Source organism: Campylobacter concisus (assembly GCF_003048375.1).
GTDB lineage: Bacteria > Campylobacterota > Campylobacteria > Campylobacterales > Campylobacteraceae > Campylobacter_A > Campylobacter_A concisus_T.
Genome location: NZ_CP021642.1, coordinates 1073615 through 1088035, shown reverse-complemented (window position 1 = coordinate 1088035; position 14421 = coordinate 1073615). Strand labels below are relative to the sequence as shown.

The window sequence follows — 14421 nt, the reverse complement described above, 5'->3', positions numbered from 1 at the left end:
TTGTTTAGTTTTGAAAGATTGATAGACCTATAGGGGCCTATAGCTCAGCTGGTTAGAGTGCACCCCTGATAAGGGTGAGGTCACAAGTTCAAGTCTTGTTAGGCCCACCAGAGAATTTAATTGGGGAATTAGCTCAGCTGGGAGAGCGCCTGCTTTGCACGCAGGAGGTCAGCGGTTCGATCCCGCTATTCTCCACCATAAAATAGTTTAACAGTAAAAGTCTATATTAAGTGTTTTTAGAAACATTTACTTTAGACTTTTAAGTGTCTTAATCTTTATTGATTACGAAGTTGCCGAAAGCAACTTTGTGCTTTAGGGGTTTCCAAAGGGTGTAACTCTTTGGTCGTAAAGACTAGCTTGCTAGTCTGCGAAGTCTAAATGTTCTTTTAATTAATATTGTTAATAGTCACAAGCAAGTTTTAAAAACAATTTTACAGGACTTGTTAAAGATTTAAATTTCTATTCTCTTTGCATTTAATGCAAAAGTTTGACATCACAATCTATTTAGGATTTAAAACTTATCTAAATAGTAGTCAATGCTTTCCGTCTTGAGAGTTAGAATTTAAATGTAGTAACTAAAGTTATCTTTAACAAGGAAGTGATGCGAATTAGAATAATCTAATATAGAAAAGGTAAGCTACAAAGAGCAAGTGGTGGATGCCTTGGCTAGTAGAGGCGATGAAAGACGTGCCAGGCTGCGATAAGTCTCGGGGAGCCGTCAAGGGGCTTTGATCCGGGAATTTCTGAATGGGGCAACCCAACTAATAGAGATATTAGTTACCGTATAACGGAGCGAACGAGGGGAATTGAAACATCTTAGTACCCTCAGGAAAAGAAATCAAAAGAGATTACGCTAGTAGCGGCGAGCGAACGCGTAAGAGGGCAAACCACTAGTTTACTAGTGGGGTTGTAGGACTGCAATATAGACTAAACTTAGCTAATAGAACAACCTGGAAAGGTTAGGCACAGAGGGTGATACCCCCGTATATGAAAGCTTTGTTTTACTTAGCAGTATCCTGAGTAGGGCGGAACACGTGATATTCTGTCTGAAGCTGGGTAGACCACTATCCAACCCTAAATACTACTACTAGACCGATAGTGCACAAGTACCGTGAGGGAAAGGTGAAAAGAACTGAGGTGATCAGAGTGAAATAGAACCTGAAACCATTTGCTTACAATCATTCAGAGCCCTATGATTTATCAGGGTGATGGACTGCCTTTTGCATAATGAGCCTGCGAGTTGTGATGTCTGGCGAGGTTAAGGAAACCCGGAGCCGTAGCGAAAGCGAGTCTTAATAGGGCGTTTAGTCAGACGTTGCAGACCCGAAACGATGTGATCTATCCATGAGCAGGTTGAAACCGGTGTAAGAGCCGGTGGAGGACCGAACCCGCTAGCGTTGAAAAGCTATGGGATGACTTGTGGATAGGGGTGAAAGGCCAATCAAACATCGTGATAGCTGGTTCTCTCCGAAATATATTTAGGTATAGCGTCATGTAGTAACACTAGGGGGTAGAGCACTGAATGGGCTAGGGCATACACCAATGTACCAAACCCTATCAAACTCCGAATACCTAGTGTGTAATCATGGCAGTCAGGCGGCGAGTGATAAAATCCGTCGTCGAGAGGGGAACAACCCAGACTAACAGCTAAGGTCCCTAAATCTCATTTAAGTGGAAAACGATGTGGAGTTACTTAAACAACCAGGAGGTTGGCTTAGAAGCAGCCATCCTTTAAAGAAAGCGTAATAGCTCACTGGTCTAGTGATTCTGCGCGGAAAATATAACGGGGCTAAAATGAGTACCGAAGCTTTAGACTTAGTTTTACTAAGTGGTAGGAGAGCGTTGTATTTGCGTTGAAGGTATACCGGTAAGGAGTGCTGGAGCGAATACAAGTGAGCATGCAGGCATGAGTAGCGATAATTGGGGTGAGAATCCCCAACGCCGTAAACCCAAGGTTTCCTACGCGATGCTCGTCATCGTAGGGTTAGCCGGGTCCTAAGCAAAGTCCGAAAGGGGTATGCGATGGAAAATTGGTTAATATTCCAATGCCAACTATAATGTGCGATGGAAGGACGCTTAGAGTTAGAGGAGCCAGCGGATGGTAGTGCTGGTCGAAAGGTGCAGGTTGGAGTTCAGGTAAATCCGAACTCCTTTAAGCCGAGGCCTTACAGGTACGTGAAGTTTTTCGGAATGAATCGTAAATCCTTGATACTGTCGAGCCAAGAAAAGTTTCTAAGTTTAGTTATAGTTGCCCGTACCGTAAACCGACACAGGTGGGTGGGATGAGTATTCTAAGGCGCGTGGAAGAACTCTCTTCAAGGAACTCTGCAAAATAGCACCGTATCTTCGGTATAAGGTGTGCCTAACTTTGTGAAGGATTTACTCCGTAAGCATTGAAGGTTACAACAAAGAGTCCCTCCCGACTGTTTACCAAAAACACAGCACTCTGCTAACTCGTAAGAGGATGTATAGGGTGTGACGCCTGCCCGGTGCTCGAAGGTTAATTGATGACGTTAGCTCTGCGAAGCGTTTGATCGAAGCCCGAGTAAACGGCGGCCGTAACTATAACGGTCCTAAGGTAGCGAAATTCCTTGTCGATTAAATATCGACCTGCATGAATGGCGTAACGAGATGGGAGCTGTCTCGAAGAGGGATCCAGTGAAATTGTAGTGGAGGTGAAAATTCCTCCTACCCGCGGCAAGACGGAAAGACCCCGTGGACCTTTACTACAGCTTGACACTGCTATTGGGATAAAAATGTGCAGGATAGGCGGGAGGCTTTGATCCATAGACGCCAGTTTATGGTGAGCCATTGTTGAGATACCGCTCTTTTTTATTCTGATAGCTAACTAGCTTGAGTTATCCTCAAGTAGGACAATGTCTGGTGGGTAGTTTGACTGGGGCGGTCGCCTCCCAAAATGTAACGGAGGCTTACAAAGGTTGGCTCAGAACGGTTGGAAATCGTTCGTAGAGTATAAAGGCATAAGCCAGCTTAACTGCGAGACATACACGTCAAGCAGAGACGAAAGTCGGTCTTAGTGATCCGGTGGTTCTGTGTGGAAGGGCCATCGCTCAAAGGATAAAAGGTACCCCGGGGATAACAGGCTGATCTCCCCCAAGAGCTCACATCGACGGGGAGGTTTGGCACCTCGATGTCGGCTCATCGCATCCTGGGGCTGGAGCAGGTCCCAAGGGTATGGCTGTTCGCCATTTAAAGCGGTACGCGAGCTGGGTTCAGAACGTCGTGAGACAGTTCGGTCCCTATCTGCCGTGGGCGCAAGAAGATTGAGGAGAGTTGACCCTAGTACGAGAGGACCGGGTCGAACCAACCACTGGTGTACGAGTTGTCCTGCCAAGGGCACCGCTCGGTAGCTATGTTGGGATGTGATAACTGCTGAAAGCATCTAAGCAGGAAGCCAACTCCAAGATGAATCTTCTTTTAAGAGCTCATATAGACTATGTGTTTGATAGGCTGGGTGTGTAATGGATGAAAGTCCTTTAGCTGACCAGTACTAATAGCTCGTCTGCTTATCTTTTAATAAGCATCACTTCCTTGTTAAGGATAAAAACTTAATAAGATATGTTTTTACAAAACTTTGTTTATGACTTTTAACTTTATCTAGTAGTGTTAAATAAGAGATTTAGCTATTATATCTTTTATTTAACACTGCCCGTGACTATACAGACGAGGAAACGCCTTGCTCCATCTCGAACCAAGAAGCTAAGCTCGTCCTGGCTGATGATACTCTCCCTTACTGGGATGTTGGAAAAGTAGGTCGTTGCGGGCTTTGTTGTTAGTCTGCTTTAATTCTTATGTTATTAATCTTGTTTTTATTGTTATTTTTTATATATGATAAGATTCTTATATTTATTTTATATTATTAGATTGATTATCTTTTTAAATTTATATTTTATAGAGTTGTAAAATTTGAGCTACTTTCGTTTAGATCAAATGAATGTGATAATGGATTAATCGCTTTAAAATAAAGTTTTTAGTTTGTAAACCATTGCAATTTTTAAAGAAAAGATTTTGTATTTTTTTATTCTTTTATTCTGATAGAAACTTAAAAGAGCCTATGAAGTTTTAGAACCCAAAACTTAAGCTACTTGATGTAAATAGATACAAGTATCGACAAGGTAGGCTTAGTTAAGAAAGTCTTATTAAACAAAGACATAAGCGACGGAGTAAAAGCTAAAGCAGTTAATAGGCTAACTAAAAATAAAATTAGTCAAGGTGTAAAAACTAGCTATATATCTACTAAAAACTCAGATAATAATTAAAAGCCATATTTTTAGGGCTTACTCTCTTTTTTATAATTAAACAAAATTTATTCTTTTTTGCCAAAATTGGGTAGATTTGGCACAGCCGTTAATGATAAATTGCCATTAAATTGCATAAAATGAGCAAAGAAATGGCAATAACTACAACTAGGTTTCAAGCCCAGCTACAAAACGTGAAGGCTTAAAGCCCTCAGTCTATGAAAACATAATCTTAATAGGTGCTGACGAGACGCCTATACTTAAACTAATTGGCACTTCAAGTGTTAAAGGTATAAAGACTCTTGGCTAACTGACAGCTTAGCTGCCCCAAAGAAAAACGCACAGCTAGAAATTTCTGACTTTGATGATCAGATCAAATCAAGCGTGCAAAAGACTTCAAACGCAGTGCAAATTTTCACTTCAAACGTTAGTGTTTCAAGAAGTATGCAAAACAGCTAAATGAGCTTGGAGCAAAGCTAGTTAAAAACCTCTCTGATAAATTTACAAGTAAATTCTTGATCGGACTTGAAAACGGCAAAAGCATCAGCACTAAAGAAATTTACAACATCACTTACCTTGAAAACGACCTAAAATTTAAAGAACTATCTAGCAAAGATAGGCTTTATAAAAAGGTAGATGCGAGAGTTTAGGAGTAAATTTATGCAGACTAAAAACCTTTGTAAAATAAATCTTTTCACAAAAAAGACGATATCTTTGGTGTGAAGCTAAAAGGATATTAGATGATAAACACACTTGGTAGCTACCCATTAAATTTAGAGCAGAACATAAAGGTATCAACCAAAGTTGCCACTAAACAAACAAACTCAGAGGTTTTAGGCTACAAGGTAGATAAGGATGGCTACTTTACAGATGAGTTTAATAAGCAAGCTGGCATACCAAGCGATTATAAAATTCACTCAAGCACGCTGGAGTCGTTAGTAAGGATAGAGACGCAGTCTGACTATATGCAAAGGACTTTTGATAGCATCGACATACTAAAAACCGTAAATAATGCCTATAAAATTCTCTCCCAAGTAGTTGGCGAAGACACACTAAACTCAAAAGATAGCTTTAGCTTAGATGAGATAAGAAATTTCCCACAAGGCTTTGAGTATAACCGCCAAAGCATGCAAGTAACAAAAATTCATAACTCCATTCATGAATTTGGCTCGGCTGCGGCTGATTTTAACGGCAAAGAGTCAAATAAGCAGATGATAAGCACGCTTTTTTTCAACCCAAGCTTTAAAGGAGGAGACGGCAGACAGCCATTAAAACCAACAACTGATATCTTTAATAACAACAATGGCGGCAAAGAAAACACGGTCATTGGTATATTTATGGATCCGCATGGAGAGAAATACACTAATAAAGACGGCTCAATAACTAAAGGCGGACTTATAGCAGCCGTTATAAACAACAACCTTGATGTAAGAGAGGGCGAGACAACAGCACAAGGCAAAAGAGAAGGCTATGATAAGAGCATAGATAGTAAAGAATTTAATAGGGCTTTTGAGTTGTTTGAACTTATGGGCGAGATGAAATTTGGACCTGGCTTTATAAATGCTACTGATAACGATATAGCTGGCATGCCTAAATATATGCAAGACTACATCAGGTCTAAAAGAGACTTTGTCTATATCGACTTACAAAGTGGCTTTGTCAGCACTCCTGAAGATAGGCGTAGGGGATATGAAGAAGACGAGCTCTCATTTAAAAAGATGATGGAGCATAATCTAAAAATGCTAAAGCTTCTTTTTGGTGAGATAGATAAAGATGGTAAGAAGAGCAAAGACTTTATGGATAGCTTTTTGAAATTTAGCATGCCACCTTTAAATTTAGTAAAAGAGCTAAATGAAAACCCAGCTGGAAAATATCTAGTAGATATGTTTGGCATAAAAAGAGATGTTGATATAAAGGCGTAAGGGGAGTTAAAATGATAACTAGCATAAACGGAGTTAATAACAAACCGATACAAGAAACCACTATCCAAAAAGAAAATATCCCTAAAGATACCAAAGATGATGAAAAGGCCAAAATAGAAGCTTTATGGTATAGTCCAGTTGGAAAGAGCATAAAAGAGATTATTGACATAGACGAAAATGAAGATAATTGGGTTGCAAAAACGATAAGCAAAATAGATAATATGCTTTCTAAGCGTTACAATACCGAACAAGATCGCAACGCCATGTCGATGAAACAGCCAAAAACTTTAGAAGAAGCAAAAGATCAAGTCCTTATAATGTATTATGATATATTAAAGGAAAACTCTGTTGATGGCAAGCCAACCATGATGGGCAAACTAATAGGTCTTGGCACAAAAGAAGAGGAGGCTGACCTAAGAGCTTTTATGGATAGTATGTCTTCTCTTTATCCAAATGAAAACAAGGAGTCGCTTAGTCTTTTAGATAGAACCGACCTAAGCATAGATGAATTTAAGACTTTATTTGCCAAAGCAAGAGAGAAAGCAACAAAAGATGTCGAAGAGCAAAGAAAGCAAATAATCAAAGAAGAACAAGAATACAATGCAAATTTTGCTAAAGAGCAGGCTGAGAAGAAATTTAAACCTATGCAGGTTAAAAAGAAGTATGAGACTTATGATATAAACAAGGATCAAAAATTTCTCTATGCAAGAGAGCTTTTAAATTTCAAAGAAAAAAGAGGTATAGACGTCTTAGAGCTTATGCAAAAGATGGATAAGAAGCAAATTTTAAATAAGATGGCTTGACTAGAGTTTATCAAATAGTGCTTTATTGTCTATAGGCAAGTCGAGCTTATATTCTCTATGTATATCGTTCTTTGGACCAAGGATTAGGACATAGCCTCCTTGCTTATGTTTATCCCATATATTATAAAACTGATCCTTTGAGCTTATATATTTGCCGTAGCTTGGATCAAGGATAGTTATAAAATCTCCTTGATGATTTATCACAACCACAAAATGAGGAAAACGAGGATCATCCTCTATCTTTACCAGGACTGGCAAGTTTATCTTTTCAAAAGTAGCACGATCAAGCTGATAACCCTCAGAGTCATAGGATAGCTTAGCAGCAGCTTGCTTTAACTGCAAAAAACTCACCATATCGGTATTTAGTTTTTTGTCGCCTTTATTCATCTGCTCTAGCACGTCTTTTTCTGTTAGAATTTTAAAATCAAGCGTATTAATAAGTGTTGCTAATGATGCTGCACCACAAGACTCTTCATAGTTTTGCCTAATTACATCTTGATTTCTTAGCTCCTCGTATGATCTAACAGCAAACCCAGCATAAAGTGGCAAAGATGCCACTGCTGCGCAAAAAAGTAGTTTTAGAATTTTTGCTAAAATTTTATACATATGTTTTAGACAACCTATCTAACTTCTCACTCCAAGAATTTGCTAGAGAATTTATATCCTCGCTAGTTGGCTTAAATTTCTCATATTCGTTTGAGGTGACACTTTCTGCACTAGTGTTCTTTGATCTTGCATACATTAAAAGCGTTAGCTCTTTAAGTCTTTCTTTTATGAGCGCTTTTATGCTCTCGTTATCCTTACCCACTTTTTCAAAATCCACAAAGTACTCTTTATGCTCTCCAGTGCTTGAGATATCATTTAAGGCAGCACTACTTAGCTTAGTCTTTGCACTATCACTTGGTAGTGGTCTAGAACTACGTAAAAATCCCATAAAAAGAGCCTCTTTACTGTAACCTTCATCTGCTTGATATACCGACATATCAGGGTTAAAGCTAAACTCATCACTTGCTTCGCTCATGGTAAAATCAACCTCTTTTACTATGAGCCTAACGCCTGCACTTGATAGCTCTTTGCTAAGAGACTTAGCGCTATTTAGCTCATCGCTGCTAGAGTAGATGTTTGAGATAGTAGAGCTTGATATATCTTTTAGCAGGTGTCCTTTGGCATCATAGTGAGTACCTTTTGTGCTGTAGCCTTTTGGTAGTTTGCCTATATCTGCAAGGGTGTAGCTCTTTTTATCATCGCCTAAAGCAGAGGTCATTTGGTCAAATAGTCTGTAGTAGTGCTTTATGGTGTCAGCCATATCAATGTTGTCAAAGATCTTTATCTGCTCGTCCTTACTCTTGATGCGGTTTAGCACATGGTTGCGCTCGGCAAATCTATTAAGTTCATCAAGCGTGCTTTTATGGATTTTAAAGTCTTGCGGCAAACCTGCAGCTTTGTTAAAATCAGCTCCCATAAAGCCAGCCTTATCTACTGTGTAGCCATAAGCTTGAAGGTCATTAAAATTTAAAGAGATGAGGCTACTTTGTGAAGAAGAGATATAGTTAAATTTAGCAGGCTCTTGGCTTAGCTCGATACTCTCTTCTTTAGTCTTTTTGTTAAAGATATCACTAAAATTTGCAGATCTATCTTGTTTGTGTTGTTGCTTAGTGTATGAATTTACATTTGTGCCTAAGATGCTAATATCATTCATGGCTTGCCTCCTAGCTTTTTGTATAGTTTAAAGCAAAAGGTGTTCCAGCAAATTTGATATTAAAAGAGTACGGGGGAGATATGCCCTCCCCACAAAAAATGTTATTTATTTTTTATCTTCGCCTACTTCTTCGCAAGCTACTTTATAGCGGTATTTGCACGCTAGCTCTAGGTAGCTTTTTTGAGTGGCTGCATCGTTTTTCTCGCCGTAAAAGTCAGCTAACTTATAGCAAGCAAGACCAAATCTTTGCTCGCATGATTTTGCAAACAGCTCATTTGCTTTGCCTTGCATTTTTGGGTCATCTTCATAGTATTCGCCAAGCTCAAAGCAAGCTTTTGGCGTGCCAAGATCGCATGATTTAGTTAGTGATTTTACGATCGTTTCATTGTCTTTTTTTGAGTTGATTGATTTTGAGTTTAGTAAAACTGCAAGTCTATAGCAACCCCTTTTATCGCCTAGATCGCAAGCTTTTTGATAGTACATGACACCTTTGTTGATGTCTCTTCTGGCATATGTTTTACCAAGCTTTAAACACCAAACAGCTTCATTATTTGCGCATTTTTGCTCGATCCTAGCTATCTTTTCAGCTCTACCGCAACCCGAGATAAACAAGATCGCAACAGCAGTTAGAATAAAATTTTTAAACACATTTACTCCTTTATCGTTAAAAATTTATTTAACTGCATTATAAAATCATATAACTTAGATTAAAATTTAAAAAGGAGTAGAAAGGTAAATTTGCCCCAAGAGGGACAAATTTATAGATATAGCATCGTCCCAAGGCGGATCATATTTGAGCCACATTTTATCGCTAGCTCGTAATCACTACTCATGCCCATCGAGCAGATGGCTGCGCCTCTTGGCTTTAGGCTCTCGTAAATTTTATATGTTAGCTCAAAGCTCTTTTGCACCTCTTTTGGCTCATCCACATGCGCTCCGATGCTCATCACGCCTTTTAAATTTATATTTTTGCACTCGCTTTGGATACGCTCATAAATTTCAGCCGCATTTGCGACGCTGACACCTTGCTTTGTATCTTCATCGGCCGAGTTTATCTGAAGCAAAGTATCTAGCTTATAGCTGAGCCTTTTATCGACCTCTAGGGCCCTTTCGAAGCTATCACAGCTTTGCCAAAGCACTGGTTTTAGGCTTATCATTTGATTGATTTTATTATTTTGCAAGCGGCCGATCATGTGCCATTTGATGTCAGTGAAATCTTGCAGCTCTAGCTCTTTTTTGGCTAGCTCCTGGACTCTGTTTTCGCCAAAATTTCTCTGCCCCTGTGCGTAAAGCTCCCTCACTTCAGTGCATGTCACATTTTTGCTAACGGCTATCAGCGTCACATCTTTGCTTAAATTTTCTATCTTTTCAAGTAGATCTTTTAAAACTATCATCATAAACCTCCGCTTAATCTCATAATGTCATTAAAGGTCGCGAGCACCATGATGCCAAGCAGCAGCGCCCAGCCGCAGTAGGTAAGCGCAACAAGCACTCGCTCATTTATCTCGCGTCTAAAAATTAGTTCATAAATGTTAAATAAAATGTGCCCGCCATCAAGCGCAGGGATAGGGAAGAGGTTTAGCACGCCTAAATTTACAGAGATGAGCGCCACGATGGTTAGAAGCACGCTAAGGCTGATCTTAGCGGCCTTTGAAGTGACATCGGCGATCTGCACGATACCGCCGACCTCTTTTAGTGGTACATCTCCAACGACTAGCTTTTCAAAGCTTTTAAAGATGAGCTTTGAAGCCTCAACTGTCTCGTCAAAGGCAAATTTTAGACTTTCTAAACCTGTGTGATAAATTTTCACCACTTCGCCATTAGGCTGGATGCCGATCAGTGGGCGCTGCACCTTTTCATTAAATAAATTTATCGTTTCGCCTATCTTTGGTGTTAAATTTATAGTCATTTGCGAGCCGTTGCGGTCTATCAAAATGGAGCTAGGTTCAAGTTTTACGTTTTTGCTGATCTCGTCCCACTCGTTTATTTTTACGCCATTTATCGCTAAAATTTTATCGTTTATTGTTATGCCAGCGCTCGCAGCTGCCGAGCCTTCAGCTATGTGTCCGACACTTGGCGCAAGCCTCTCAACACCGATAAATCCAAGCAAAATGTATATAAAAAAAGCTAGGATAAAGTTAAAAAATGGCCCTGCAAAAAGGATGTAAATGCGTTTTATGGGACTTAGCACGTTGTAGCTGTCAGCGTCGTAGTTTTTGGCCTTTGGGTCGGTGTCGTCTTGCCCTTTTAGCTGCACGTATCCGCCAAGCGGGATCGCGCTTAGGCAGTAGTCGGTGCCGCCAACGTTTTTGGTGTAAATTTTCTCGCCAAAGCCGATACTAAAGGTATTTACTTTGACGCCGAGCATTCTTGCTACTAAAAAGTGGCCAAGCTCGTGGAAAAATATGAGAAAACTAATGGCTAAAACGGTCACTAAAAAATAAAACGAATACGCATAAAGCCCAAGGCAAAGCAGAGCCAGCGTGAAGAGAATGCCTTTCAAAACTTACCTTTTTTTGAAAAATTGATGAGATTTTAGCCAAAATTTATAAATTTACTCTCAAATTTGCCTTGTCGTTTAGGCGAAAATTTCTCTTAACCAAGAGAGTGTTTTGGCTCTATTTAGCCCTTTACTGAGACTAAAATAAGTTTTGTCTTTATTATCTAGGTCAAATTTCAGATCAAAACGTGACTTTACTTGGTCAATGAAAGGCTTTAAATTTAAAATATCAGGGCAGGGCAAAATATCTTTTGGCAGCTCTTGCAAAAAGCTCATGCCATCATCGTTAAAATTTATTCTAGCCCTTGGCACAGCGTCGTTTCTAAGCTCCATCTCAAATGTGTGGTCATATACAAATGGCGCAAAAAGGCGAATTTCTAAGTGAAATTTACTGGCTAGCTCCTCATCGCTTAAGCCTTGATTGCTAAACCAGTAGCCAAAATTTACAGCATTTAGCGAGATGTCAAAATCATAAGGATCAGCAGGAGTTACGCCGATGCGGCGCAAAAGCTCATATATAGGTAGCTTTGCTTGCAAACTATCATAATAGTCATAAAGCTTTGCAAGTAGTGGATGCGAACGGCCGGCCTTCTCTTGCAAGCGTAAAATTTCAAAGATATATCTGTGGGCAAACGAGTGGTGCGATATCGAGCGAGTGGCCTGCGTGCTTAGATAGTCTAAAATGTCAGGGCTTTTTGAAAAGCTCATCGCACTCCAAATGCCACGCAAAGTCTCTACGTCGTTATCAAACGTATCAAATTTATCTGCATGGGTTTTGTCATATTCTAAAGCGCAGCTTAGTAAAAATTCATTTAGCTCGGGGCTGATCACACCGCCGATCTTTTCTAAATTTTTAGCATCGTGATAGAAATTTGTGTTGATGATCTTTTGATTTAGTTTTTTGGCTTGTTTTTGCAGTGCTGGCTCTAAATTTGCAGTGCGTTCTAAAATAATCTCTTGCAGGTCGCAGCTCAAATTTAACTCTTTTTCATCGCTTTTACGTAGGCAAAGATGTACTCAAATCCAGAATAAAGCGTGAGTGCGACAGCTATCCAGAGCAAAAGCTCGCCACCAGGCCAGCTCATCAGCAAAAATCCAACCGCAAACATCTGCGAAACGGTTTTAACCTTGCCAGCCATCGAAGCCGCGACCTCTACGCCGTCACTTGCCATCACGACACGAAAGCCAGTTATGAAAAACTCTCTTACTAAGATAAGATAAACAGCCCAAGCGCTCGCTCTGCCAAGCATCATAAGGCCTAAAAATGCAGCAAGAATTAGCATCTTATCAGCTAGTGGGTCAAGGATAGCACCAAGCTTGGTCTTTTGATCCCAGCATCTAGCGATGTAACCGTCAAAAAAGTCAGTCACTGAGGCGATCACAAAGATGAGAGCTGCGAAGTAGTTTATCCAGCTTATATGAATTTGCGTAAAAATTCCTGGTGCATTTACGAGCATAAAAAACATAAGCGGAGCTAGCAATATCCTAAAAAATGCCAGTGAATTTGGTAAATTTAAGCTCACAAATATGCCTTTATGCCTAGAAATTCCACTCTCATTTAAAAGTCGTGCCACCATCTATTATAAATGTATGTCCAGTCACCCAGCTAGCCTTAGACGAGCATAAAAATAGACATGCTCCAGCTAGATCAGCAGGCTGTCCCATGCGGTTTAGCGGGCTAAGCTTTGCCGTCATATCGCGCACCTCTTCGTAGTTTGTAAAGGCTCTTAGCGCGTCTGTCTCGATAGGGCCGCCGCTTACGACATTGACGCGGATGTTTTTCTCGCCAAGCTCGGTCGCAGCGTATCTTGCCATCGCTTCAACAGCTGCTTTTGCTGTGCCGTGGCCTGCGTAGTTTTCGATATAGACTAAATTTCCAGTTGAGCTTAGGCTAATGATACTGCCGCCACCCACTTTTTCCATGCGTTTTGCAGCCTCTTGTGAGCCCACGACAAAGGCATTTACGGTTGCTGTGAAGATGTTGTTTATGCCTCTTGGTTTTAGCTTCATAAATTTAGTATATCCACCAGCCACTGCGCGACCTGAGATGATAGCGTTTGAGATGAAAAAATCAACCCTGTCAAAGTCCTCATCTATCTTTAAAAATAGCTCTTTATATGTTTCTGGCTCAAGGATGTTTAGCGCATAGGCTCTAGCTTTTATCTTGTATGTAGCCTCAAGCTCTTTTGCCTGCTCTTTGGCAAGCTCCTCGTTTAAGTTGTAGGTAAAAGCGATATTTACGCCAGCTTTTGCAAATTCTTCGACTATTGCTCTGCCGATGCCTCTAGTGCCTCCACTGATGACTAGCGTTTTACCTTTAAATTCGTTTAGTGTGTCCTTCATTAAAATCCCTTTATTTCGTAATTTTTAATAACTTCTTCGATCTTTTTGAAATTTTCTTTGCTCGGTTTGCAAAGTGGCAAGCGGTACTCCAAAGTGTCGATCAGTCCAGCTAGATACATCGCCGCTTTGATCGGTATCGGGTTGCTTTCGCAAAAGAGCGTTTTGTTTATCGTATAGAGGTTGTCATTTATCAGTTTTGCTTTTTTATACTCTTCGCTCATCGCAAGGTGAGTAAGCTGTGAAATTTGATCTGGCAAGAGGTTTGCAGTGACTGAGATGACGCCCTTGCCACCGTATGATAGGATAGGGTAGTTTATCGCATCTTCGCCGCTGATGACCACCAAATCAGGCTCATGAGCTAGCAGATCGACACATCTATCGATGCTGCCTGTTGCCTCTTTGATGCCAAAAATATTTTTACAATCTTTAAAAAGTCTAAAAACGGTTGCTGGCAAGATATCTACGCCAACTCTACCTGGGACGTTGTAAAGAAGCACTGGAATTTCTATGCTATTTGCGATAGCCTTGTAGTGCTCGTAAAGCCCTTCTTGCGTTGGTTTGTTGTAGTAAGGAGCGACTGATAGGATGCCGTGAGCACCGTGAGCTTGGGCAAATTTAGCGATATCGATGGCCTCGTGAGTGGCGTTGCTACCAGCTCCAGCGAGTACCTTTACATTTGTGCCTTTACATGCATCTACTGCGATCTCGATGCAAATTCTATGCTCATCATGCGTTAGAGTTGCGCTCTCACCAGTTGTTCCAACTGGCACAACGACGTCTATACCGTTTTTTATCTGTCTTTTTATCAGTTTTTCAAAACTGACTTCGTCTATTTTTTGGTTTTTAAATGGCGTAACTAGTGCTGTCATCGCACCTTGAAGCGAATTTTTCACGT

Annotated in this window: 12 protein-coding genes, 2 tRNA genes, 2 rRNA genes and 1 pseudogene; 8 read left to right on the top strand and 9 right to left on the bottom strand. The window is 40.3% G+C overall.

What is annotated here, in order from left to right; genetic code table 11:
• Positions 1 to 33: 33 nt before the first annotated feature.
• The 8 genes and pseudogenes from CCS77_RS05390 (at position 34) to CCS77_RS05355 (ending at position 6984) form a co-directional block, all read left to right on the top strand.
• Positions 34 to 110, top strand: a tRNA-Ile gene (locus CCS77_RS05390).
• 12 nt (positions 111 to 122) lie between these two features.
• A tRNA-Ala gene (locus tag CCS77_RS05385) sits at positions 123 to 198 on the top strand.
• 432 nt (positions 199 to 630) lie between these two features.
• Positions 631 to 3535: ribosomal RNA gene (locus tag CCS77_RS05380) — 23S ribosomal RNA — on the top strand.
• 133 nt (positions 3536 to 3668) lie between these two features.
• Positions 3669 to 3787 (top strand): 5S ribosomal RNA (rrf, locus tag CCS77_RS05375).
• A gap of 784 nt (positions 3788 to 4571) precedes the next feature.
• Positions 4572 to 4718 (top strand): annotated as a pseudogene (locus CCS77_RS10855) (SU10 major capsid protein); the annotation flags it as partial.
• A 56-nt stretch (positions 4719 to 4774) separates the two neighbouring features.
• Positions 4775 to 4909, top strand: a complete 135-nt coding sequence (locus CCS77_RS10735) for a hypothetical protein (RefSeq protein ID WP_256372116.1) — start codon at positions 4775 to 4777, stop codon at positions 4907 to 4909.
• A gap of 90 nt (positions 4910 to 4999) precedes the next feature.
• Positions 5000 to 6181, top strand: coding sequence for a Cj0814 family flagellar-dependent secreted protein (locus CCS77_RS05360; protein WP_107916795.1), 1182 nt, complete (start codon positions 5000 to 5002; stop codon positions 6179 to 6181).
• An 11-nt stretch (positions 6182 to 6192) separates the two neighbouring features.
• Positions 6193 to 6984, top strand: coding sequence for a cell surface protein (locus tag CCS77_RS05355; RefSeq protein ID WP_107916794.1), 792 nt, complete (start codon positions 6193 to 6195; stop codon positions 6982 to 6984).
• On the opposite strand, the gene CCS77_RS05350 is transcribed toward CCS77_RS05355, so the two are convergent.
• From CCS77_RS05350 to dapA, 9 genes are all read right to left on the bottom strand, one after another.
• Positions 6985 to 7590 (bottom strand): C39 family peptidase, encoded by a 606-nt coding sequence (locus tag CCS77_RS05350; RefSeq protein ID WP_107916793.1) that lies wholly within the window; start codon positions 7588 to 7590, stop codon positions 6985 to 6987. It lies immediately after the preceding gene.
• Positions 7583 to 8683, bottom strand: a complete 1101-nt coding sequence (locus CCS77_RS05345) for a Cj0814 family flagellar-dependent secreted protein (RefSeq protein WP_236635243.1) — start codon at positions 8681 to 8683, stop codon at positions 7583 to 7585. Before CCS77_RS05345 ends, CCS77_RS05350 begins: the two co-directional genes overlap by 8 nt.
• Positions 8684 to 8788: 105 nt before the next feature.
• Positions 8789 to 9331, bottom strand: a complete 543-nt coding sequence (locus CCS77_RS05340) for a tetratricopeptide repeat protein (protein WP_103570427.1) — start codon at positions 9329 to 9331, stop codon at positions 8789 to 8791.
• Positions 9332 to 9441: 110 nt separating this feature from the next.
• Complete coding sequence (locus tag CCS77_RS05335; protein WP_201741701.1) at positions 9442 to 10080, bottom strand: YggS family pyridoxal phosphate-dependent enzyme; 639 nt, start codon at positions 10078 to 10080, stop codon at positions 9442 to 9444.
• Entirely contained in the window at positions 10077 to 11186 is a 1110-nt protein-coding gene (gene rseP, locus CCS77_RS05330) for an RIP metalloprotease RseP (RefSeq protein ID WP_103615627.1), read from the bottom strand. Before rseP ends, CCS77_RS05335 begins: the two co-directional genes overlap by 4 nt.
• Before the next feature lie 75 nt (positions 11187 to 11261).
• A complete protein-coding gene (locus CCS77_RS05325; protein ID WP_107916792.1) occupies positions 11262 to 12158 on the bottom strand; it encodes a hypothetical protein in 897 nt (298 codons plus the stop codon).
• A 2-nt stretch (positions 12159 to 12160) separates the two neighbouring features.
• The gene (pgsA, locus tag CCS77_RS05320) at positions 12161 to 12760 is read right to left on the bottom strand and encodes a CDP-diacylglycerol--glycerol-3-phosphate 3-phosphatidyltransferase (RefSeq protein WP_236635241.1); all 600 of its coding nucleotides are present in this window, start codon (positions 12758 to 12760) and stop codon (positions 12161 to 12163) included.
• Positions 12738 to 13526, bottom strand: a complete 789-nt coding sequence (locus CCS77_RS05315; protein WP_107916791.1) for an enoyl-ACP reductase — start codon at positions 13524 to 13526, stop codon at positions 12738 to 12740. The genes pgsA and CCS77_RS05315 overlap by 23 nt, the downstream gene beginning before the upstream one ends.
• Positions 13526 to 14395 (bottom strand): 4-hydroxy-tetrahydrodipicolinate synthase, encoded by an 870-nt coding sequence (dapA, locus tag CCS77_RS05310; protein ID WP_051267829.1) that lies wholly within the window; start codon positions 14393 to 14395, stop codon positions 13526 to 13528. The genes CCS77_RS05315 and dapA overlap by 1 nt, the downstream gene beginning before the upstream one ends.
• Between the last annotated feature and the right edge of the window lie 26 nt (positions 14396 to 14421).